The following is a 21,656-nucleotide window of genomic DNA, read 5'->3' on the forward strand; positions in this document are numbered from 1 at the left end:
GTGGGCGGCTGATCGGCTCCCTACTTTTAGGCCCATGATCGTTCGCCTGGGGCCTGTTCTCGCCGCCGTCACCGTCCTGTCCGCCTCCGCCCCTGCCGTGGCCGCCCCGGCCCGGCAGCCGGTGCCCGAGGTCATGGCGGCGCTCGGTGACTCCATCTCGACCGGGTTCAACGCCTGCGGCTTGTTCGTCTCGTGCACCTCCCGCTCGTGGTCGGCGGGTGACCACGCCGACGTCCGCAGCCACTACCTGCGCCTGTCGAAGCTGTCAGCGCCGCTGCAGGAGAACAACCACAACTTCGCCGAGCCCGGCGCCACCAGCGCCGACCTGCTCGACCAGGTGCGCAAGGCGGTCGACGCCAAGGCCGACTACGTGACCATCCTCATCGGCGCCCAGGACGCCTGCGTCCGCACCGAGGCGGCGATGACCCCCGTGCAGACCTACCGGCAGCGCTTCGACGCGGCGCTGGCCGAACTGCGCTCGGGGGTGCCGCAGGCGCGGGTGCTCGTCGCCGGCATCCCCGACGTGCGGCGGCTGTGGCAGGCCGGCAGGAAGAACCCCATCGCCCGGATGTTCTGGTCGATCGGCCGCATCTGCCAGTCGATGCTCGCCAACGCGAAGTCCACCAAGGAGGCCGACGCCGAGCGCCGCACCCGGGTGCGCGAGCGGGTGATGGCCTACAACCGGGCCGCCGCAGAGGCGTGCGCCGCGTACGGGCCGAACTGCCGCACCGACGGCGGAGCGATCTTCGAGTTCCCGTTCACACTCGACCACATCAGCAAGTGGGACTTCTTCCACCCCAACGCGCTCGGGCAGCGAGTGCTCGCCGAGAAGACGTACAAGGCCGGGTTCTCCTGGCTCGACCCGCGCTGACCTTCATCGGCACTGCGCTAACATCGTCCGCTTGTCGGCTCTCGTCACCGGCATGTCGTACTTGAGGGCCACCTGGGCGAAACGGGTGACGTACGCGCATCGGATGGCGCGCCGCGGCGGCAGCCAGCGCGCCGGGCCCGAGGCGTCCTTCTGCTCGTTGGCGTCTCCGTACACCGGCAGCAGGTTGAGCGGGTCGTTGGCGAAGTCGAGCCGCTTGCCCTTCGCCCAGCGCGTCGAGCCCATCCGCCAGCCGTAGTTCAGCGGCGCCACGTGGTCGACCTGCACCCTGCCCGCGTCCGCCACCCGCCAGTGGATGAGCCGTCCGGTGTACGGATCGTTGAGGTCCATGGAGACGACCGTGCAGTCGGAGCCCCGCCGATACTTCACGTTGCGTCCGTCGCGGGCCAGCAGGTCGTCTCGGGTGCGGCACCCGTTGCGCGCGTACGGCACCCCGATCGCGGTGTCGGTCCAGTTCTTTCCGTAGCGGGCGCGCGTGTAGCCGACGTTCGGGCCCATGCTCCTGACGCGGACGCGTCGGATGAGGCCGCGTGCGGCCCTTTTGTCGGCATCGGCGATGATGGGTGCCAGGCCGGGTCGTGTGCCGGTGGCGTTGGCCAGCGGGCTCACCGCGGTAGCCGGCCGGTTCTTGGCAGTGCCGATGAAGGAAACGACGATGATGGCTCCGGCGAGGAACGCGACCGCGTCCTTCGTGCTCAAGCAGTCCTCCGCGTGTTCCCGGTTGTCCGGAGAGATGCCCGGCCCCGGCCGTTCCGATACGGGGAGGATCGTGTGACCGAACGTCCTGTCGATCCCGACGTCGATCTGCGCGTCCCCGCGCAGCGCAGCGAGGTCCGGTGGCAGGTGGTCGCGGTCATCGCCGCCGGCGGCGCGCTCGGCGCGCTGTCCCGGCACGCGATCCAGGCCGCGCTGCCGGCCGGGCCGGGCGACTTCCAGTGGGCGACGTTCCTGGTCAACCTGTCGGGCTGCCTGGTGATCGGTGTCCTCATGGTGGCGATCACGGAGGTGTGGCAGGCGCATCCGCTGGTGCGGCCGTTCCTCGGCGTCGGCGTGCTCGGCGGCTACACGACGTTCTCCACGTACGCGGTCGACGTGCAGCGCGCGTTCAATGCCCACGCGCCGGTCACGGGGCTGGCGTACCTGGTGGCGACCATGCTGGGGGCGCTGGCGGCGGTCACCGTGGGCATGTGGCTGGCCCGGCGCGCCGCCCGCACCTGGACGCGTGCGCGATGACGGTGGTGCTGATCGTGATCGGGGCCATGGTGGGAGCGCCGCTGCGCTACCTCGCCGACCGTGCCGTGCAGGCGCTGCACGACACGGTGTTCCCGTGGGGGACGCTGACGGTCAACGTCGCCGGTTCTGCCGTGCTCGGCTTCCTGTCCGCGCTGTCCCCGGGCGAGGGGACGATGGCGCTGCTCGGCACGGGTTTCTGCGGCGCGCTGACGACGTACTCGACGCTCGGGTACGAGACGATCCGGCTGCTGGAGCAGAAGGCGCGTCTGCAGGCGGTCGCCAACGCCGTGATCAACATCATGGCGGGGCTGGGCGCGGCCTACCTCGGCATGGCGGTCGCCCAGGCGCTGTGACCCCGCCCGCCCAGGGCGGGCCCGGCGGGTGCGGCGGGCGCGGTGGGCGGGCTCACAGGCGTGGCCGCGCGACCTCCGCCGGGGGCGTCGCCGGGGCGTCCTCGGGCGCCGGGGCCTGCGCGGGCACCGGCCCGCGCCCGGTGGCGTGCCTGCGCCGCCGATGCGCCAGCAGATCCTCCAGCAGGGCGTCCCACTGGCGGCCGACGGCGTCGCGGTCGTACGTCCTGGCGGTCTCCAGCGCGCGGGCGGCGAGGTCCCGGCGCAGCCGCTCGTCCTCGATGACGCGGATGATCGCGGCCGCGAGGTTGTCGTTCGTCCTGGGCTTGACCAGCAGGCCGTCCACCTCGTCGGTGATCATCTCTTTGGGGCCGTGCGGGCTGTTGAAGCTCACGATCGCCAGGCCCTTCGCCATGGCCTCCAGGATCGTCATGGGGAAGCCCTCGTGCCGCGAGCTCAGCACGTAGATCGACGCCTTCTCCAGTTCGGCGCCCACGTCGCCGACCGGACCCGGCAGCTCGACCTTGCCCTCCAGGCCCGCCTCGGCGACCTGCTGGACGAGCGCCTCCCGCTGCGGCCCCGCGCCGAGGACGCGCAGCGTCCAGCCGGGGTGGGCGGCCGCGACGGTCTCCCAGGCGGCGATCAGCCGGTGGAAGCCCTTGATCTTCGTCATCCGTCCGACCGCGACGGCGACCTTGGCGTCCAGGCCGGACACGCCGCCGCCCATCGGCGGCACCGCGTTCGGGATGCGGACCAGCCTGCGCGGCTTCTTCGTCAGCGTCTCGCGGTAGTCGTGCAGGTCGGCCTTGGTGAGCGTGACCAGCGCGTCGAGGCGACGGTAGCGCCACTTGATCAGCTTGCGCACCTCCTCGGGCTGCGTGGCCAGGGCCACGTGCTCCTGCCCGACGGTGATGACGCCGGGCCGCGCCAGCTGCGCCGTCGCCAGGTTGAGCCCGGGACGGGTGGCCATCAGCACGCCGGTCTCCAGGGAGCGGATGTAGCGGACGAGCTTGAGGTCCGTCCACAGGGTGAACCGGTGGTACGCCGACTCCGACGCGGGGATCAACCGGCTGGGCCGCCTCGACAGCAGCGCGCGCAGCGGCCCGCCGCGCGGGCGCAGCCGGTCGTCCAGGAAACGGAATTTCACCCGCGGGTCGATGGGGAAGAACGGCTCCTCGGCCTCCTTCAGGATGCTCACGATCTCCACGTCGTGCTCGTCGGCCAGGTACGAGGCCAGGTTGAACACGGTCCTGATCGTGCCGCCCATGCCGTGGGCGTGCAGCAGCAGGATCCGGATCTGCTTCGTGGACGGCTCAGGCGCGTTGCGCGCCCTGCGCCGGTCGTGGCGCCGGTACAGCCGAGCCGCCGCTGACCTGACCTTACGTGCTAGTGCGCGCACCTTGTCCGAATCCCCTCTGAGCGTCTGGACACACGACGCCGGTGACGAAGCGTTGGCGCCTCGCCACCGGCTCTTCGACTCGCCTCGGTGGAGAGCGACATCAACCCCCTGTGCGCTTTCCCCACCTATGATCGTTAGACGCTCTACGGGTGATTAAGGTTGTATCCGCGGCCGATGTCGTGGATCAGGTGTGTGCGGGGGATGTGCGGCCAGCAGCTCCAGCGCCACGTCGATGGCGGTCTCCAGCTGGGTGTCCACGCCTCTCGCGTAGTCCTGCGGGGTGATGTCCACCTCGATGTCGGGGTCGGTGCCGTAGTTCTCCACCTGCCAGCCGACGTCGTCGAAGGCGAACGAGAACTCCGGCTGCGTGGTCACCGTGCCGTCGGCCAGCCGGTGGCGCGGCCAGATGCCGATCACGCCGCCCCACGTGCGCTTGCCCACCAGTGGCCCGAGCCCGCGCAGCTTGAACGTGTGGCTGAAGATGTCGCCGTCGGACCCCGCCCACTCGTTGGTGATCGCCACCAGCGGGCCGCGCGGCGACTCCGGCGGGTACGGCTCCGGATGACCCCACCGCGGGTAGTCGTAGCCGATGCGGCGCCTGGCGAGCTTCTCCAGCAGCAGCGCCGAGACGTGGCCGCCGCCGTTGAAACGCACGTCCACGACCAGCGCGTGCCGGTCGTACTCGGCCAGGAAGCCCCGGTGGAACTCGCCGAACCCCTCCGTGCCCATGTCGGGGACGTGCAGGTAGCCGACGCGACCGCCGGAACGCAGGTGGCAGCGGGCGCGGTTCAGGTTGACCCAGTCGCGGTAGCGGGCGGGCTGCTCGTCGGCCAGCGCGCGCACGGTCACCGTGAACACCCGCTCGTCCCGGCTCAGCGTCAGCTCGACCTCCTCGCCCGCCTCGTTGACCAGCCGCTCGTTCGGGGTGGCGTCCTCGCCGATCGGCGCGCCGTTGATCGCCAGCACGGCGTCGCCGGCCCGGACGTCGAGCCCGGGCCGGTTCAGCGGCGAGGTGGCCCGCGGGTCCCACGGGTCGCCGGCCACGATGGAGCGGATGCGGTAGACGCCGTCGCGGTAGTCCCAGTCCACGCCCAGCTTGCCCTGGCTGTAGTCGGGCCCGGGACGGTACTCGCCGCCGCTCTCGTACGCGTGGCTGGTGGCCAGCTCCCCGTGCAGCTCCCACAGCAGGTCGGAGAACTCGCCCCGGGTGGTCACCCGGTCCACCAGCGGCCGGTAGCGCTCGTACACGGCCGGCCAGTCGATGCCCGCCATGTCCTCGGTCCAGAAGTTCTCCAGCTGCAGCCGCCACGCCTCACGGAACATCTGCCGCCACTCGGTGTCCGGGCAGACCGACACCTTGATCCGCGACAGGTCGACCCAGCCGCTCGCGCGTCCCGTGCCCTCGTCGTCGCCCGGCGCCTCCGCCGCCTTCACCAGCCGCAGCCGGCTGCCCGACCGGTACAGCAGCGTCGAGTGGTCGCGGCTCAGCTCGAAGCAGGTGACGCCCTCGGCGAACGTCTCGGTGCGGCGCTTGGCGAAGTCGAACAGGTGCAGCGTGTTGTCGCCCTCCAGCGGGCTGGCCAGGATCAGCGCCTTGCCCTTCAGCCCGGCAAGCTGCTCGTAGCGGCCCTCAGGCAGCGGGAACGCGGTTACCCTGGCGGGCAGCCCCTCCAGGTCGATCCGCAGCGGCCCCTCTTCGTCCTCTTCGTCCTCGTCGTCCTTGTCCTTCAGCGGGCGCGGCACCGGCACGAACGGGTCGGGCACGTCCGCGCGCAGCGCCACCGCGTACGGACGGGTGCCGAGCGGGAAGCCCAGGTCGAACTGCAGCTGGTCGTAGACGGGGGAGAAGACGCGCTGCCCGATGAAGTACAGGTAGCGCCCTCCTGGATCGAACGCCGGCGCCGAGTCCTTCAGTACCGGTTCGCTGGCCTGCGCCGTGTGCCCGGTCTCGGGGTGGTAGAGCTTGATCGCGCTGGTCTGCGAGTTGAGCGGGCTCGCGAACGCCAGCCAGCCCCCGTCGTGCGACCAGGCCGGATCCTCCGGCGGGCCGTACGGGTTGGCCTCCACCAGCGTCGCCTGGCCCGTGTCGAGGTCGAGCAGGTGCAGCTCGTCGCGGTGGTTGACGATCGCGACGCGGTCGTGCGCCGGGTCGGGCACCAGCGCGTTGACCCGCCCGAGCCTGGCCACCTCCGTGCCTGGCCCGCCCTGCGTGCCCTCCAGGAGCACCACCCGCTCCTCGTCGCCCTCGTCGCTGGCCGCCGCGATCAGCCTGACGCCGTCGTTGAGCCAGGTCAGGAAGCGGTAGCGGACGCCGTCCGGGGAGCCGTGCTGGCGCACCGGACCCTCCCAGCCCGCCATCGCGTACGCCTTGCCGCGCGCCGTGACGGCCAGCGACACGCCGTCGGCGCTCAACGTCGCGCTGTCGAGGTAGTCGTCGGCGTCCACGAACCTGCGGTTGAGCTGCGTCCGCGAGCTGGCCAGCACCACCTCCAGCCGGTACGGCTCCTCGCCCGGCTCCAGCAGGTAGAGGTCGGCGCCCGCGTGGTAGACCAGACGGTGCCCGTCGCCCGACAGGTTGCGCGCGTAGTAATCGTCGTGCCGGGTGTGTTTGCGCAGGTCGCCGCCGCCGGGGTCGCACGAGTAGACGTTGCCGACGCCCTCGTGGTCGGAGATGAAACAGATGCGGTCGCCGCTCCAGCAGGGCGAGGCCAGGTTGCCCGGCAGCCTGATCAGCCGGCGGAACTCCCCGTCGCCGCGCGGGTCGATCCACAGGTCGCCGACCGTGCCGCCGCGGTAGCGCTTCCACCGCGCCGGGTCGGCGGTGTTGCGGCCCAGCACGATCATGCCGCCCGGTCCGTACGCGATCGAGTTGGCCGGGCCGTACGGCAGCCGCTCCGGGACCTCGCCCGGTCTGACCCGGTGCAGCCACTTGCGTCCCTCGAACGGCTGGCCCTGGTCGCTGGCGTACATGATGCGGCCCTGCGGGTCCCAGCCGGTCACGGTGCAGCGCGCGCCGTGGAAGGTCACCCGCCGGGCCGCGCCGCCCGCCGACGGCATCACGTACACCTCTTCCGGGCCCTCCTCCCGCCCGACGAACGCCAGCTGGTCGCCGCGCGGCGAGATGCGGGGGTAGCCGGCCTCGGCCAGGCCGGCGGTCAGGCGGAAGGCGCGTCCGCCGTGGGCGGAGACCATCCAGAGGTCGTCCTCGGCGGCGAAGACCACCACGTCCTGGAACACGGCGGGAAAGCGCAGATATGCCGACATGTGCCGCTCCCCAGTCGATCGGACGGCCGAGACGCGGGGTCCGGCCGTCCGATCATGTCACCGCCGGGCAGCCGGGGAAACGTCCTGAGGCCGCCCTGTCAAGGATCGTCCTGGTCAGGCCTCGTCCGGACTCTGCCGGGTTTCCTTCTTGTTCTCCTTGGCCTGCCGGCTCGACTTGATGGCCTGCTTCTTGGTCTTGCCGGACTTGGCGGCCGGTTTCTTCTTCGCGTCAGCCATGACACATCCCCCTGTACGGATGAGACGCACCTGATTAGTACATCAAGCCCGTTAATACCCATCTACTGATGAAACCCGACATAACGCCTAATGGCTGGTGTGGACGCTGTGTCGTCGTGTGACGGGGGAGCGGACGGGACGGTCGCCGGCCGGCTCCGACCACCACCCGCCCTCGCCGCGCGTCAGACCGGGCAGCCGCCCCTCCATCACGTGCACCACGGCCGCCGGGATCTCGCCCGTGAGGACCCAGCCCTCACCCGCCTGGCGCGTGTCGCACAGCTGACCGCGCAGCTCGGTCAGACTCGCCGTCACCGGGCCGAGCGACTCGCGTGGCGCCTCCAGCTCGAAGCGGTGGCACGGCTCGTACACGACGGTGCCGGCCCGGCGCAGCGCCTCCATGACGACGATCGGCGTACGCCCGCGGAAGTCGGCCGCGACGGTGACGGGCGCGGCGTACCCGGTCCTGGTCACCGTCACGAGGACGTCGGTCACCGGCCACCCGTGCGGACCCTCGCCCAGGGCCAGGCGCACACTCTCCTCGATCGCCCGGTGGAAGGCCAGCGGCAGCGACCCGAGGTCCACCTCCAGCCGGTAGCCCACGCCCGAGCCGCGCGGCCCCGGCTCCACCCGCAGGCCGACGGTCGCCATGAACGGGTTGGGACCGTGCCGCAGGATCTCTTCGACGGCCTCGCCGGTGCCGGCCGGCCGCTCGAAGTAGACGGGACGGCTCGGCTCGAAGTCCGCCTCGACGCCGAACTCCGCCGCCAGCGTTTCGGCGATGACCTCCTTCTGCACCTCGCCGTAGAGCAGCACCGACGTCTCACCGGCGGCCGTCGTACGCGTGCCGATGAGCGGGTCCTGCTCGGCCAGCGCCAGCAGGGCGGCGTGCAGCCGCGGCTCCTGCCCGGGGACGCGGGGCCGTACCACGGTCTCCAGGCTCGGCGCGGCGAAATGGGACCCCACCGGAGGCGGCCCGCCCAGGTGGTCGCCGACCCGGATGCCGGGAACTCCCCACAGCTTGACGATGTCGCCGGTCATCGCCCGCTGCCGGTCCGGGGCGCCGGCGACCTCGATCGCGGTGAGCCGTCCCTCGTAGGTGTGCGCGCCGCCGGGCAGGCTGCGGTGGAACACGAGCCGCTCGCGGGGCCCCAGCTCGCCGCCGCGCACACGCAGCAGGGCCGCCTTCTCGCCGGAGGCGGCCCGCTCGATGGCGAACACCGTCCCCCGCACCTCCTCGGCCGGGCCCGGACGGGAGACGGACGGGGAGGCGACCCCGTCCTTGCCCGGCCCCGGAAGGGCGACGGACGGCAGCAAGGAGGCGACCGCGTCGAGCAGCTCTCCGACGCCTTCACCGGTGATCGCCGAACCGAACACCACCGGGTACGCCACCCCGGCCGCGCACTGGCGCGCGAGGGCCGCGCGTACCTGGCCGGGGCTGGGCGGCACGCCGTCGACGAGTAGTTCGAGCAGCCCGTCGTCGTGCTCGGCCAGCACCTCTGCCGCCTCCAGGAGCTCTGCCGAGTGGAGCTCAGCCGCCTCCCGAAGCGCGGCCGTCTCCCGGAGCCCCACGACGGGACGGGTGACGGCGCCGGGGCCGCCGATGCCGTCCACGGTGTTGAGCGGCACGCAGGACGGCGCCAGCCGCCGCCGGATGCCGGCCAGCAGCTCGCCCTCCTGCGCGCCCATCCGGTCGATCTTGTTGACGAAGATCAGCGTGGGCAGGCGCAACCGCCTGAGGGTCCGCATGAGGACCCGCGTGTGCGGCTGGACGCCCTCCACGGCCGACAGCACCAGCACGGCGCCGTCGAGCACGCCGAGCGCCCGCTCGACCTCGGCCACGAAGTCGGCGTGGCCCGGCGTGTCCACCAGGTTGACCTGCAGGTCACCCAGCGTGAAGGAGGCCACGGCGGACCGGATGGTGATGCCGCGGCGACGTTCGATGGCGTCGGTGTCGGTCTGGGTGGTGCCTGCGTCGACGCTGCCGAGCCGGGCGGTGACGCCGGTCTCGAACAGCAGCCGCTCAGTGAGGCTGGTCTTGCCCGCGTCTACATGCGCGAGAATGCCGATGTTCAGGATGTTCATGGATGCAGGAGCCTTCGAGAACTCTCGTGCCAACAGGACGCTGGGAGATTCCGAAGCGGCGCCGCATCTCAAACTCCTGCCATCAGCTCACCGAACAACCCGCCCATCGTCCCACCCGCACTCCACCCCAGGCCAACCATTTACCCCACCACCGAGCGCCGCGCCCGCACATCACCCCGCCGCGCCGCGCCCGCACAGCACACCGCGCCTGAGCCCGTTCCCGCGCGGTCACCCGCGCCTTTGCCGCGCGGGCCTGCCGGACGACCTCGGCGCGCTGTTCATGCTCGACGCCATGGGCACCTGGTGCCTCTTCCTCGACGGCCGCACCGGGTTGGTGTACGAGGTGCACGAAGGGCTGGAGGCCGGCCAGTTTGCCGGCCATCGCGCTGCCGCTCCTCGGGTCGGCCAGCAGCCGGCCCGCGTCGCCCACCGCAGCGTCGAGTCGTACGCCTACTTCGTGTACGTCGTCCACCGGGAGCGCAGGCTGTGGTGCGAGGGCCGCGACACGCACCGCGAGGCGGCCTACTGGTGCGCCGACGATCTCGCGCTGGAGCTGCACACGTACGAGCCGGAGGCCATGGCGGGCGACGACGCCCTCCGGCCGCCGACGCTGGAGGACTACACGCTCCTCACCGGACGATCGCGCAAGCCGTCAGGCGGCTCGAACGGTTGCGCCCGGCGAGTTGTGCTGAAGCGTTCGCCCGGTGGCCTGCTGCTCGACAAGAAACCGTTCGCGTGACTACATGATCTTTCTGTCCAGGACACCCTTGCGGACCTTGATCGCCCACTAGGGTGTCAGCGCATGAACCCGGACAGCTGGTTGGAGGACACCCGAGCCTCCTATGACACGGTCGCGGTCAGCTACGCCGACCAGATGCGCGACGCGCTGGACGAGCGCCCCTACCTCCGAGGAACTCTGGCGTTGTTCACGGAGTTGGTTCGCAGCGCAGGAGACGGACCGGTGGCTGACGTCGGTTGCGGACCCGGGCATGTCACGGCTCACCTGCACGAGTTGGGCCTCGACGCGTTCGGCATCGACCTTTCTCCCACGATGATCGAAGTGGCCCGACGTGACCACCCCCATCTGCGGTTCGAGGTGGGGTCGATGACCGATCTCGATCTCCCTGACGCTTCGGTCGCCGGCCTGCTCGGTTTCTGGTCGCTGATTCATGTCCCCGACGACGCGGTTCCCACGGCCTTCGGCCACTTCAAGCGGGTGCTACGGCCCGCCGGGACACTACTGCTCGGGTTTCACGTCGGCGACGAGTCACGGCTGAAAACCCGAGGTTACGGCGGGCATCCCATGAACGTTCACGTTCACCTGCGCCGGCCCGCGCAAGTGGCGGAATGGCTGCGCGATGCCGGGTTCACGGTCAAGGCCCACATGCTGCTCGATCCGGACGGGAGCGCTCCAGGGGCAGTCCTCTTCGCGCACGTCGACTGAGACAGGCTTCAGAACACTGACCTGACCGGCGACATCGTCGACCCGCGCACCAAGCCTTCGGCCCGCAGCAACAGCATGACCGTCTGCAGGTACATCCACGCGTCCGCCCACTGCCCAGGCCCCATCGTCTTGTCGAGGTAGCAGAACACGACGACCGGCGCCCCGAACGCCGGCGAGGTCAAGGCGCGATCTTCACGGTGCACGTCGCCGCGGCCGGCACACGTCGCAGTACCTGCTCGGGAACCGGCTGATCGCTGAACGCCCGCACGGCCCGGCTACTGTCGACGGCTTCATGCACCTCCACGCCGTGTCGTCCCCTCACTCCATGGCCGACACCGAGAGCGCCCCGTTTCTCGAGCGCCTTGAGTGGAGACCCACGTCCGTCGGGGTCGGGCGGGGGTTACAGGAGGCGGAGTTGTTCGGGTTCTGGAGTGGGTGGGGTGGGGCGGGGAGGAAGGCGGCGGGCCATGGCGGGGGTGGCTCGGCCTACGCCGTGGCGTTCGGCGTATTCCTTGACCAGGCCGGTCACCTGCTCCTGGTACGCCTTCGGGGCGTACGACCCCCGGCCGTACAGCTCCAGGTAGCGGGGCACCAGGCGGGGGTGTTCGCGGGACAGCCAGCTCAGCCACCACTCGCGCGCCCCGGGGCGCAGGTGGAGGACGATCGGGGCGATGTGGGTCGCGCCCGCGTCGGCGATCTCCTTGACCGTGCGCTCCAGCTGGGCCGGCGAGTCGGTGAGGTGGGGCAGGATCGGCGCCATCAGGACGCCGCAGGCGATGCCGTTGTCGTTGAGCGTCGCGCACGTCTGCAGGCGGCGGCGCGGGTTGGGCGTGCCCGGCTCGACGGCTCGCCAGACCTCCTGGTCGACGAACCCCACCGAGACGCTCGCGCTGACCTCGGTGACGTCGGCGGCCTCGGTGAGCAGGTCGAGGTCGCGCAGGATCAGGGTGCCCTTGGTGAGGATCGAGAACGGGTTGGCGGCGTCGCGCAGCGCGGCCAGGATGCCGCGCATCAGCCGGTAGCGGCCCTCGGCGCGCTGGTAGCAGTCGACGTTGGTGCCCATGGCCACGTGGTGGCCGCCCCACCGGGGTGAGGCGAGCTCCTTGCGGGCCAGCTCGGCGGCGTTGACCTTCACGATGATCTTCGAGTCGAAGTCGGCCCCGGAGTCGAGGTCGAGATATTCGTGCGTCTTGCGGGCGAAGCAGTAGATGCAGCGATGGCCGCACCCCCGGTAGGGGTTGATCGTGTATTCGAACGGGACCCGGCTGGCCGCCGGCACGCGGTTGATGATCGATCTGGCTTGGATCTCGTAGAAGGTCATCCCTCTGAATTCGGGCGTGTCGAACGTGCGCGTCACCGCGCCCCGCGCGAACAGCGGCACCGCCGGATCGTCGCCGTCGGCCCCCGTCAGCCGCAAGTTGTCCCAGCGCATGACTTGATTAGAACAAATTTTCGAGCTTGATCGCAAACCGAAAAGAGGTCGCAATTACATGGTCATCTTGGGGCTAATGATCTTCAGGGTTGGGCAGAAAGACGCGAGAGAGCTTGCGTTCCGGAGGTGCACCCATGGCCTGGTCGCAGGACGAGGAGCGAATGCTGGCCCAGATCGAGCAGCACCTCGTCGACGACGATCCGAGACTCGTCGCACGGCTGGAATCTTTCAACGAGCGAGTACGCCGTAGCGAGGCGAGGTCGAGTGCGCCGGCGGGGTATCGGCGGCCGCGGCGCTCGACGGTCATCATCCTGATCAGCTGGCTGCTCATCGCCACGCTGGTCGCCACATTGCTGATCATGGTCCTCCGCCACGAGGCGGCGGCTGCGATGGCTCTGAGCTCCCTGCTGTGATTCCCCTCTTTCGTTAACTCCCCTTTTTTCCCTCTTTGTCGCCCATGGCCTCCCACAGTGGGGTGTGTCGCCGGCTCGGCTCGTTGCCCTGGATGCGTGGGCTCGCCGTCCGGGCGCGTCGCCGGCCGTCGGCTCCCTGTCCGGGGCGGCTCGCCGTCCGCGGAGGGGCGGTGGCGTCGCGGCGGGGTGTGGGGCTTCGGTGAGTGATCGGCGTGATCCAGCGGGGCAGTGCGCTTTCCGGGGTGTGGTCGCTCGCACTGGCGTTGTCGGCGGCTGCTCGTGGACTTATACTCGCGTACGAGTATTCGTAGAGGAGGATGTGGTGGCCAAGCGGCGTCCGGTCGCCAACCTGCTGGCGCTCGCGGTGCTGACCGTCGCGGTCGAGCGCCCCATGCACCCGTACGAGATGGCCTCCGTCCTGCGCGCCCGCGGCAAGGACGACGACATGCCCATCAAGTGGGGCTCGCTCTACACCGTCGTAAGGAACCTCGAGAAACACGGCCTGCTGGAGGCGGTCGGCACCGACCGGCAGGGCGCCCGGCCCGAGCGCACCCTCTACCGCGTCACCGATGCCGGCCGGCGCGAAGCCGCCGACTGGACCCGCGAGCTGCTGTCGACGCCCGGCCGCGAGCCGTCCCCGTTCGAGTCCGGTCTGTCGGTGATGGGCGGCCTCGGTCCGGACGAGGTCCGCGATCTCCTGCGCCGACGGCTGGAGCTGCTCGAACGACAGGTCGAGGCCGACCGGCGGGCGCTGGAGCGCGAACGGGCCGAGCTGCCCCGGCTGTTCCTCCTCGAGTCGGAGTACGCGCTGGCGATGCGCGAGGCCCAGGCCGCGTGGGTCCGTGAGCTGCTGAAAGAGCTGGACGCGGGCGAGTTCCCCGGTCTCGACGCCTGGCGCGCCTACCACCGCACCTGCGACCTGCCCGCCGACCTGGCGGACCTCGCGGAGAGGGGCCGCCCGGCGCAGTGAAGAAACCGGCGGCGGTGCTGCAACACCGCCGCCGGGAGACCTCGCAGCTAGACCCGCGAAGCGGAGACCCGGCCACGAGATGGCACAGGCAACGATAGCCGGGCTCCCTCGCCGTACCCAAGAACAGGGAGTCCCCTTGAACACGACGACCGTGACGTCGCCGGACGGCACCCCCATCGCCTACCACGAAGTCGGGAGCGGCCCCGGCCTGGTCATCCTGCACGGCGCCATGCAGGCGGGCCGCAGCCAGATCGACCTGGCGCGCGCCCTGGCCGCCGACTTCACCTGCTACCTGCCCGACCGGCGCGGCAGGGGCCTCAGCGGCCCGGCAGGCTCCGCGTACGGCATCCAGCGCGAGGTCGAGGACCTCGGCGCGCTGCTGCGGGCCACCGGCTCCCCGTACGCCATGGGCGTCAGCTCGGGCGCGATCATCACGTTGCGTACGGCGCTCGCCGAGCCGGCGGCCCTGCGCAAGATCGTGCTCTTCGAGCCCCCGCTGGACGTCGACGGTTCCAACCCGACCGGCTGGCTGGAGCGCCTCGACCGGGAGCTCGCCGCGGGACGCGTCGAGGCGGCCCTGGTCACCGGCATGAAGGCGGCCCGGCTGGGCCCGCCGCTCTTCGGCCTCGTCCCGAGACCGGTGCTGGAGCTGCTCACCCGCATGATGCTGCGCAGCGAGCGGCGCGCCGCGGACAAGGCAGAGCCCACGTTCGGCGAACTCGCCCCGACCCTGCGCGAGGACGGGCGGATCGTGGCGGAGACGTCCGGCGACCTGGAGACGTACCGGCAGCTCGGAACGGAGACGCTGCTGCTCGGCGGCACCCGCAGCCCCGCCTACCTGCGTCAGGCGCTCACGGCGCTCGAGGACGTGCTGCCGCGCGCCCGCCGCGCGGACCTGACGGGGCTCGACCACAGCGCGACCTCCAACGCCGACCGGCGCGGCCACCCAGAACGGGTGGCGGAGGAGGTGCGCCGCTTCCTCACAGCGGGCTCATAGGGCCTTGAGGAACGTCGCCGCGACGGGGGCGGCCACCGAGCCGCCTCCGCCGCCGCCCTCGACGACCACGGCGAACGCGACGTCGTTCCTGAACCCCATGAACCACGCGTGGGTGTCGAGCTTCTCGCCGGTGCCGAACTCGGCCGTGCCGGTCTTGCCGTGGGTGCCGGACGGCAGCCCCGCCGACTTGGCGGTGCCCTTGGTCACGACCGCCGCCATCATCTGGTGCAACCCGGACGTCACCTTCTCGGGCAGCGGCCGCTCCTTGGCCTTCTGCTTCATGGACGGCACCAGCGTCGGCGGCCGCCACGTGCCGTCGGCGATCGCGGCGGCCACCGAGGCGATCGACAGCGGGCTGGCCGTGATGCGGGCCTGGCCGAACGACTCGGCGGCCAGCTCGGCGCCGGACTTCGCCTTCGGGAAGCTGGCCTTCGTGGCCGGCACCCCGATGGTGAGCGGCGTGTTGAACCCGACGGACTCGGCCGCGTCGAGCAGCTTGTCGGGGCTCAGCTTCTGCTCGGCCAGCGGCGCGAACGTCGTGTTGCACGAGTACGCGAACGCGTCGAGGAACGACAGCGACCCGAACTGCTCCTTGTCGGAGTTGCGGACCTTCAGGCCGCCGACGGTGGCGTACATGGGGCAGGTCACCCGGCTCTGCGGGGACAGCCCGGCCTTCAGCAGCCCGATCGCGGTGACCGCCTTGAACGTGGAGCCCGGCGGGTAGCGGCCGTCGAGCGCCCGGTTGAACCCGCCCCGGTTGTTCACCATGGCGATGACCTCTCCGGTCGACGGCCTGATGGCGACCAAAGAGGTGGGTTTGTCGATGTCCTTCACCGCGGTCACGGCGGCGGCCTGCGCGCGGGGGTCGAGCGATGTCCGGACGCCCTCGCCGTCGGTGCCCTTGATGGTCTGCAGCGTCTTGTCGCCCAGCCGGATCTCGGTGGTCGGCGTGCCGGCCAGCTGCTTCTGGAAGGTCTCCTGCAGCCCGCCCCGCCCGATGGCCTGCCCGGTCCTGTAGAAGGGGCCGAGTTTCGCGACGTCCTTCTTGGTCGCCTTGTCGAGGTAGCCGACGAGCTGCTGCACCGAGCCGCCCACGGTGCCCGTGTCGATGCGGTCGCCGTCGGCGTCGGTGATCGCGGCCCGCTGCGGCCAGTTCGTCTTGACCGAGAACTCGGCTCCCGCGGCCATGGACGGGTACAGCGTGGACGGCTTCCAGTCGACCTTCCAGGCGCGGTCCTTCACCACCAGGTCGATCTGTCCCTCGTACGACCAGGGCCCGAGGTTCTTCAGCTCGAGTGTCGCGGTGTAGGGGATCCGGGCCCGCCCGTCACCCTCGGTCACCTGCCCCAACCGGACCTTCGTCGACGCGACCCCGAGGGCCTTGCGCTGCTGCCCGTACGCGGCGAGCGACTGCGGCGTGGCCAGCGTCGCGGTCATCGCCCGTTCGTCGCCCGCCTGCCACGCCGCGGCGAACTGCTGCGCGGTCTCGGCCGGGGTGCCTCTGGTGTGCAGCACGTACCAGGCGCCACCGCCCGCGGCCCCCACCGCGACCACGGTGGCTACGGACGCGATCGCGATGGTACGGCCCCGTGCCACTTGATCAGCCCCTTGCTCCTCGACGACAGGTCTCCGAGCCTAGCGAGGACGGGTCAGGCCAGGCCATTGGCCTGCTTGTAACTGGCGGCGTAGGTCGGCACGTATTCCTGCCCCGACAGTTTCTGGATGGCCTCCATGACCTCGTCGGTCACCCGTCGCCGGTCGCGCGCGTTGCGGTGGTCGCCCTCGAACCGCAGCGGCGCCCCGATGCTGATGCCGATGCGCGCGGGCCTTGGCACCTTCGCCCCGAACGGCATCACCTTCTCGGTGCCGCTGAGCGCCACCGGCAGCACCGGTGCGCCGGTCTTCAGCGCCAGCCACGCCACGCCGACCTTGCCGCGGTAGAGGCGGCCGTCGGGGGAGCGGGTGCCCTCGGGGTGGATGCCGAACAGCTCTCCGCTTTCGAGCAGCTCGGCGGCCGCGTCGAGCATGGCCTGGGCGGAGTGGGCGCTTTCACGGTCGATCGGCAGGCTCCGGCCCAGCCGCATGAAGAACCCGGAGATCGGGTTGCCGTCGAAGTACTCGTTCTTGGCGGTGAACGTCACGTGCCGCGGCAGCAGCGCGGGCAGCAGGAACGAGTCGAGCACCGACAGGTGGTTGGCGGCCAGGATCGCGGGGCCCGTCCTCGGCACGTGGACCGCTCCGGTGATGTGCGGGCGGCACAGTGCCTGCGTCAACGGCGTGGCGGCGAACTTGACCACTTGGTACAACAACGAGCTCTCCTGATCATCGGCCGGCCACCCACAATAGGACAGGCGCCCCCGCGTCGTGGGGGCGCCTGGACAAGCTGTTGAGGCCGATGTGGCGGTCGCCTCCTCGGCGAGGTGCACAACACGGCTCCAGCCGAACGGTATTCCGTGAAGGCGGTAATTTGCGGCCCGGGGGACACAGACCACATCGGCAACTCGAGTTAAGCACACCGTCCGCCCGGGGAGGTAATCGTGCCCGTCGCATGGGCGACACGTGACCCGTGCGCGCGGGCGGTCCTTGACCGGCTCAGCTGCGCGTCCAGTGCGGCTGGACGACGTCGAAGACCCGCTGCTCACGGCCACGAAGCGCCACCTCGGCGAACTGCCAAAGGATCGCCCCCGTCGGCGCGTGGATCACGATGGACGGCCCCAGCGGCATCTGCAGCAACTCGCCGCGCCAGCGCGGCACGCCGGGCGCCAGGAACCGCTCCAGCGGCACCGCGTGCACCGACGCGACCTCGCGCGGGTCGGGCGTCGGCTCCTGCCGTCCGCCGTAGGCCACCACCGGCGTGATCACGAATCCCGAGTCGGTGACGAAGTCGTCGAGCAGCCCGAGCACCTCGACACCCGTGACGCCGGTCTCCTCGGCCAGCTCCCGCAGCGCGGCCTCCAGCGGCTCCTCGCCGTCGTCGAGCCGCCCGCCGGGCAGCGCCCACTGCCCCGCGTTACGGCCGGCCGCCGCCCGCTTGATCACGATGACGTACGGGTCGCGCCCGCCGTCCTCCAGCAGGCACACGGTGACGGCGGCCCGCCGGATGCCCGCCGCGGGAGGGACCTGACGGCGTTCGAACGCGGTGAGGCGGGCGGTGATCTCCTCGCGCAGCGCGTCGATCGGGGAAAGCACCCGCCCAGGATCTCACGCCCCGGGCTGACCGGGGAGGCCGAGCGCGGGTGGGAGGGGGCGGGAGTGGATGACGTCGAGGCGGGAGACGGCTCGGGTGAGGACGACGTACAGGCGGTTCGTGCCGCGTGGCTCCGCCTCGACCATGGCGGCCGGCTCCACCGCCACGACGTGGTCGTACTCCAGCCCCTTGGCCGTCGAGGCGGGCAGCACGGTGAGCCGCCCGCCCACCTCGACGCCGTCGGCCCGCAGCGCCGCCGTGAGCGCCGGCACGGCGGCGTCCGTCGCGATCACCCCGACCGAGCCCTCGAACGCCAGCGCCTCGCGTGCCGCCGCCACCACCGCCTTGTCCAGGTCGTCCTCCCGCCGCACCCGCAGCCGCCCGTCGGACCGGTACGAGCGCGTCGCCGGCACCCGCACGCCCAGCGTGGGCAGCAGGGCGTTGGCCAGCTCCACCACGGCGGCCGGCACGCGGAAGCCGGTGGTGAGGGCGACGACCCGGCCCTCGGGGCGGCCGAGCAGCGCCATCCGTTCCGGCCAGGAGGTGGCGGCCCACGGCGTGGTGCCCTGCGCGAGATCGCCGAGGACGGTGAGCGAGCCGTGCTCGGCGCGCCTGGCCACGGCTCGGCACTCCATGGCGGACAGGTCCTGGGCCTCGTCCACGATGACGTGTCCGTAGCCGCGCGGCCGCTCGAGGAGGCAGGCGACCTCGTCGAGCAGGACGAGGTCGGCCGCCGACCAGCGGGCCCCTGCGGGGCTACGGGGCGGACGCGTCCAGGTCACGGCCGCGCGCTCGGCGGGCGTCAGCACACCGTCGGCCGGGTCGGGGGCGCCCGCGGCGGGGCCGCGGAGCACCTCGTACACGATCTCCTCGGGTCGGGCGGCGGGCCAGACGGCGTCCAGGGCGGGGGTGACGGCGCGGCCGACCTTGCGCAGCCAGGCCCCGGTCGCCGTCCTGCCCCGGCTCTCGGCCTGGCGGCGGACCGCGGACACCACGCGGGCGCGGACGCGTTCGCGGCCCACGCCGTACGGGAGGGACTCGCGGCGGGTGTCGTCCACGATGCGGCGCAGCTCGTCCTCGTGGACCCGCCACCGGGTGGAGCCGTCCGGCACCACGACCGGCTCGACGGGTCTGCGGATCCGTGCGTACAAGGCTCGGCGCAGCACCTGCGCCATGCGGACGTCGTGCTTGACGATCGCGGCCTGCTCGCCGTCGACGGCGGTGACCGGGGCCCTGGCGATCAGGCGCTCGAGGGTGGTCTGCTCGGTGTCCATCTCGCCGAGCGCGGGAAGCACGGCCGCGATGTAGCCGAGGAAGGCCGGGTTCGGGCCGAGCACCAGCACGCCGCTCCGCTCCAGGCGCTTGCGGTGGGCGTAGAGCAGGTACGCGGCCCGGTGCAGGCCGACGGCGGTCTTGCCGGTGCCCGGCCCGCCCTGGACGCAGATCGAGGTGTCGAGGTCGGCGCGTACGAGCTCGTCCTGTTCCGGCTGGATGGTGGCGACGATGTCGCGCATGGGGCCGACGCGGGGGCGTTCGATCTCGGCCGCCAGGATCGTGCCGCCGCCCTCCTCGCCGTTCTCCAGCCGTTCGTCCTCGAAGCTCGTCAGCGTGGTGCCGGACCAGCCGAAGCGGCGGCGCAGCGCGACGCCCTGGGGGTCGCGGGCGCCGGCCTGGTAGAACGCCCGCGCGACAGGCGCGCGCCAGTCGATCACCACGGGCGGGCCGCCGTGCTCGCCTGAGATGTGCCGCCTGCCGATGTGGTACGCGCGTCCACCGTGCTCACCGGAGCGCTCGCCGGAACCGAAGTCGAGCCGGCCGAAGAACGGTGGCCCGTCGGGCTCCTCGTCGAGCTCCTTGGCCAGGCTCTTGAGGTGGCGGCCGAGCCGTTCCGCGCTGTAGCGGTCGCCGGCCACCGTCTCGCCGACGATGACGTTCTCGCGGGCACTGTCGAGCATCCGGCGCAGTGCGGCCCGGCAGCGGGCGACATGCAGGCGTTCCTCGTCGAGCGTTCCCATCCGTCCTCCAAATGTTAACTCGGTTAAAAGATTGACCAGGTTAACACTTTGCTAGGATGTCGGCCATGACGGGACTGCGGGAGCTCCAGCGGCGGCAGGTGCGTGAGGCCATCTCCACGGCGGCCATCGCGCTGTTCCTGGAGCGCGGCTTCGACGAGGTGCCGGTCACGGAGATCGCGGCGGTGGCCCGGGTGTCCAAGCCGACGCTGTTCAAGTACTTCCCGGCCAAGGAGGACCTCGTCCTGCACCGCATCGCCGACCACCGCGGCGAGGCGGCTCGCGTGGTGCGGGAGCGGGCGGCGGGGGAGCGTCCGCTGGAGGCGCTGCTGCGGCACTTCCTCGACGGGCTCGCCCGGCGCGACCCCGTGACCGGCCTCAACGACGAGCCCGACGTGCTGGCCTTCCACCGGATGGTGTTCGCCACGCCCAGCCTGCAGGCGCGGCTCTTCCAGCACATGTCCGAGGACGAGCGGGCGCTCGCCGAGGCACTGGACCCCCTCTCAGGTACCGACTCCCGACCGGCCGCCGACCTGCTGGCCGCCCAGGTGCTCGCCACCCAGCGCGTCCTGGCCCGGCGCAACTGGCGCATGCTCGCCCAGGGCCGCCCGATGGCGGAGGCGGAACCAGAAGCGGTGCGCGCGGCACAACACGCGTTCTCCACCCTGCACACCGCCTTCTGAGCCGCGTCCCGCGACCGCGCGGCGAGGAAACGCGCGGCCGTGAAGTGGCGGGGGTGTGGTCGTCAGGCGAGGGGGCGGGCGGCGGGGAGGCGGAGGCGGTCCACCGCTTCGCGGCGGGTGCGTTCGGGGCGGCGGTCGTAGCGGGCGGTGGTGGCCGGGCTCGAGTGGCCCACCAAGGCCTGGGCCGTCGCGAGGTCAACCCCCGCGTCGAGCAGTTCGCCGATGAACGTGCGGCGGAAGTCGTGTGCCGTGCGCCGGGCCGCGCCCGCCGCGCCCAGCCGGCGGGTCAGGATGTCGGCGATGCCCTGCCCGGTCAGCCCCACCGGACGGCCGTCGCGTTCGCGCATCCGTCCCGCCTTGCTGATCGGGCTGAACAGCGCGCCCGGCGTACCGCCCCGGACCGCCAGCCAGCGTTCCACCAGGCCGATCGCCTCGGTGGTCAGGTAGACCATGCGCTCCTTGTCGCGCTTGCCGCGCACCCGCAGCGACCGCGCGCCCGGGTCGTAGTCGGCGAGCTCCAGGCCGCCCAGCTCGGCGCGGCGGCAGCCGGTCGAGTACAGCACCGCGATCAGCGCGGCGTCGCGGACCCCGGCCGGGGAGTCGTCGCACGCCGCGAGCGCCGCCCCGACCACCTCGGGCGGTACGTGGTGCCCGGTCGGCAGCCGGCTCTGGCGGACCGGGGCCAGGTCGGAGGCGCGGGCGAAGTCCTCGGCGCTGGTCTGCCCGAGCCGCCAGGCCTCCTTCAGCACCCGGCGCAGCGCCACCAGGTGCTTGTTCACGTACGCCGCCGACCACCCCTGGTCGGTGAGCATCGTGCGGATGCGCACGGTGTGCTCGTAGCGGAGCAGGTGCCAGGGCTGGCCCGCGCCGGTGGCGTTCTCGTCGCCGGTGAGCAGCCGGGCCAGCCGGTCGAGGCAGCCGCGCATCGTCCGGCGCGACTCGCTGCTGGTGAGCGAGTCGAGATAGACGTGGTACGGGTCGCGCGCCGGCTCGACCGGCACGGCGGGAACGGACGTCAGGGCTGGCAGGCTCACCCGGACGATCTTAGAACGCCCCCGGCGAGC

21 protein-coding genes are annotated in these 21,656 nt (G+C 71.7%); 9 read left to right on the forward strand and 12 right to left on the reverse strand.

Annotated features, from left to right (window positions below; all coding sequences use genetic code 11):
* Positions 1-34: 34 nt before the first annotated feature.
* A complete protein-coding gene (locus BLR04_RS16845) occupies positions 35-871 on the forward strand; it encodes an SGNH/GDSL hydrolase family protein (RefSeq protein WP_090765458.1) in 837 nt (278 codons plus the stop codon).
* A 3-nt stretch (positions 872-874) separates the two neighbouring features.
* On the opposite strand, the gene BLR04_RS16850 is transcribed toward BLR04_RS16845, so the two are convergent.
* Positions 875-1,588, reverse strand: coding sequence for an HNH endonuclease family protein (locus BLR04_RS16850; RefSeq protein ID WP_090765460.1), 714 nt, complete (start codon positions 1,586-1,588; stop codon positions 875-877).
* Positions 1,589-1,660: 72 nt separating this feature from the next.
* Here BLR04_RS16850 and BLR04_RS16855 point away from each other — a divergent pair, with 72 nt between their 5' ends.
* A complete protein-coding gene (locus BLR04_RS16855; protein WP_090765463.1) occupies positions 1,661-2,122 on the forward strand; it encodes a fluoride efflux transporter FluC in 462 nt (153 codons plus the stop codon).
* Positions 2,119-2,475 carry a fluoride efflux transporter CrcB gene (gene crcB / locus BLR04_RS16860; RefSeq protein ID WP_090765466.1) on the forward strand — a complete coding sequence of 119 codons (357 nt, stop codon included), beginning with the start codon at positions 2,119-2,121 and terminating at the stop codon, positions 2,473-2,475. The genes BLR04_RS16855 and crcB overlap by 4 nt, the downstream gene beginning before the upstream one ends.
* Positions 2,476-2,527: 52 nt before the next feature.
* On the opposite strand, the gene BLR04_RS16865 is transcribed toward crcB, so the two are convergent.
* The 4 genes from BLR04_RS16865 to BLR04_RS16875 form a co-directional block, all read right to left on the reverse strand.
* A complete protein-coding gene (locus BLR04_RS16865) occupies positions 2,528-3,871 on the reverse strand; it encodes a glycosyltransferase family 4 protein (protein ID WP_090765469.1) in 1,344 nt (447 codons plus the stop codon).
* Positions 3,872-4,024: 153 nt separating this feature from the next.
* Positions 4,025-7,135 (reverse strand): S41 family peptidase, encoded by a 3,111-nt coding sequence (locus BLR04_RS16870; protein ID WP_090765472.1) that lies wholly within the window; start codon positions 7,133-7,135, stop codon positions 4,025-4,027.
* A gap of 114 nt (positions 7,136-7,249) precedes the next feature.
* On the reverse strand, positions 7,250-7,372 hold the full coding sequence (locus BLR04_RS42360; RefSeq protein WP_281191487.1) for a hypothetical protein: 123 nt from the start codon (positions 7,370-7,372) through the stop codon (positions 7,250-7,252).
* An 87-nt stretch (positions 7,373-7,459) separates the two neighbouring features.
* Entirely contained in the window at positions 7,460-9,454 is a 1,995-nt protein-coding gene (locus tag BLR04_RS16875; RefSeq protein WP_090765475.1) for an elongation factor G, read from the reverse strand.
* 292 nt (positions 9,455-9,746) lie between these two features.
* Here BLR04_RS16875 and BLR04_RS42760 point away from each other — a divergent pair, with 292 nt between their 5' ends.
* Together BLR04_RS42760 and BLR04_RS16885 are read left to right on the forward strand one after the other, a co-directional pair.
* Complete coding sequence (locus tag BLR04_RS42760) at positions 9,747-10,193, forward strand: SUKH-4 family immunity protein (protein ID WP_245740292.1); 447 nt, start codon at positions 9,747-9,749, stop codon at positions 10,191-10,193.
* A 63-nt stretch (positions 10,194-10,256) separates the two neighbouring features.
* Positions 10,257-10,898: a class I SAM-dependent DNA methyltransferase gene (locus tag BLR04_RS16885; protein ID WP_090765481.1), complete on the forward strand. Its 642-nt coding sequence runs from the start codon at positions 10,257-10,259 to the stop codon at positions 10,896-10,898.
* 8 nt (positions 10,899-10,906) lie between these two features.
* On the opposite strand, the gene BLR04_RS41355 is transcribed toward BLR04_RS16885, so the two are convergent.
* Both BLR04_RS41355 and BLR04_RS16895 read right to left on the reverse strand, forming a co-directional pair.
* A complete protein-coding gene (locus tag BLR04_RS41355; RefSeq protein ID WP_218129008.1) occupies positions 10,907-11,080 on the reverse strand; it encodes a nitroreductase family protein in 174 nt (57 codons plus the stop codon).
* A 218-nt stretch (positions 11,081-11,298) separates the two neighbouring features.
* Positions 11,299-12,330 (reverse strand): Rv2578c family radical SAM protein, encoded by a 1,032-nt coding sequence (locus BLR04_RS16895; protein WP_090765484.1) that lies wholly within the window; start codon positions 12,328-12,330, stop codon positions 11,299-11,301.
* A 134-nt stretch (positions 12,331-12,464) separates the two neighbouring features.
* Between BLR04_RS16895 and BLR04_RS16900 the strand changes: the two genes are divergently transcribed.
* The 3 genes from BLR04_RS16900 to BLR04_RS16910 all read left to right on the forward strand — a co-directional run bounded on the left by BLR04_RS16900 (position 12,465) and on the right by BLR04_RS16910 (position 14,710).
* Positions 12,465-12,743, forward strand: a complete 279-nt coding sequence (locus BLR04_RS16900; RefSeq protein ID WP_090765486.1) for a DUF3040 domain-containing protein — start codon at positions 12,465-12,467, stop codon at positions 12,741-12,743.
* A gap of 322 nt (positions 12,744-13,065) precedes the next feature.
* Positions 13,066-13,713, forward strand: a complete 648-nt coding sequence (locus BLR04_RS16905; RefSeq protein WP_090765600.1) for a PadR family transcriptional regulator — start codon at positions 13,066-13,068, stop codon at positions 13,711-13,713.
* Positions 13,714-13,849: 136 nt separating this feature from the next.
* Positions 13,850-14,710, forward strand: a complete 861-nt coding sequence (locus tag BLR04_RS16910) for an alpha/beta fold hydrolase (RefSeq protein ID WP_176903126.1) — start codon at positions 13,850-13,852, stop codon at positions 14,708-14,710.
* On the opposite strand, the gene BLR04_RS16915 is transcribed toward BLR04_RS16910, so the two are convergent.
* The 4 genes from BLR04_RS16915 to BLR04_RS16930 all read right to left on the reverse strand — a co-directional run bounded on the left by BLR04_RS16915 (position 14,705) and on the right by BLR04_RS16930 (position 19,912).
* Positions 14,705-16,306, reverse strand: coding sequence for a penicillin-binding transpeptidase domain-containing protein (locus BLR04_RS16915; RefSeq protein ID WP_090765492.1), 1,602 nt, complete (start codon positions 16,304-16,306; stop codon positions 14,705-14,707). The genes BLR04_RS16910 and BLR04_RS16915 overlap by 6 nt on opposite strands.
* 53 nt (positions 16,307-16,359) lie before the next feature.
* Entirely contained in the window at positions 16,360-17,019 is a 660-nt protein-coding gene (locus tag BLR04_RS16920; protein WP_245740293.1) for a lysophospholipid acyltransferase family protein, read from the reverse strand.
* A 283-nt stretch (positions 17,020-17,302) separates the two neighbouring features.
* The gene (locus BLR04_RS16925) at positions 17,303-17,899 is read right to left on the reverse strand and encodes an NUDIX hydrolase (protein ID WP_090765497.1); all 597 of its coding nucleotides are present in this window, start codon (positions 17,897-17,899) and stop codon (positions 17,303-17,305) included.
* 12 nt (positions 17,900-17,911) lie between these two features.
* A complete protein-coding gene (locus tag BLR04_RS16930; RefSeq protein WP_090765500.1) occupies positions 17,912-19,912 on the reverse strand; it encodes a HelD family protein in 2,001 nt (666 codons plus the stop codon).
* Between the two features lie 65 nt (positions 19,913-19,977).
* On the opposite strand from BLR04_RS16930, the gene BLR04_RS16935 reads away from it, so the two are divergent.
* Positions 19,978-20,592, forward strand: coding sequence for a TetR/AcrR family transcriptional regulator (locus BLR04_RS16935; RefSeq protein WP_245740294.1), 615 nt, complete (start codon positions 19,978-19,980; stop codon positions 20,590-20,592).
* Positions 20,593-20,654: 62 nt separating this feature from the next.
* Here the strand turns inward: BLR04_RS16935 and BLR04_RS16940 are convergent, their stop codons facing one another.
* A complete protein-coding gene (locus BLR04_RS16940) occupies positions 20,655-21,626 on the reverse strand; it encodes a tyrosine-type recombinase/integrase (protein WP_090765506.1) in 972 nt (323 codons plus the stop codon).
* Between the last annotated feature and the right edge of the window lie 30 nt (positions 21,627-21,656).

This window comes from Nonomuraea maritima (assembly GCF_900100395.1).
Lineage (GTDB): Bacteria > Actinomycetota > Actinomycetes > Streptosporangiales > Streptosporangiaceae > Nonomuraea > Nonomuraea maritima.